Origin of the sequence: Enterococcus sp. ARL09-542, from assembly GCF_005234805.1 — a bacterium.
Classification (GTDB): Bacteria; Bacillota; Bacilli; order Lactobacillales; family Enterococcaceae; genus Enterococcus_D; species Enterococcus_D gallinarum.
Genome location: NZ_QPQX01000078.1, coordinates 1 through 232 on the forward strand (window position 1 = coordinate 1; position 232 = coordinate 232).

Annotated in this window: 1 protein-coding gene; it reads right to left on the reverse strand. The window is 44.0% G+C overall.

The annotated features are described in order from the left end of the window. Nucleotides 1-232 (reverse strand): glycerol-3-phosphate acyltransferase (locus DVW06_RS16985; protein ID WP_174784199.1); only part of this gene is annotated, 232 nt, incomplete at both ends.

Sequence of the window (232 nt, forward strand, 5' to 3'; positions counted from 1 at the left end):
ACCTAGAATAGCACAAACACCAAACCAAAGAGGATTGATTGTTGTGACTGAAAAGCTCGCCGGCAAACAAGTAGCCAAGGTACCTTTCAGAATATCCATCAATAAAACAATGCCGCCAGCTGATTTGCCAAGAACACGAAAGGTATTCGTAGTTCCTGTATTCCCGCTGCCAAATTGGCGAATGTCTGTTTTGAAGAATAGCTGACAGATCCAGACACCAGAGGGAATCGAA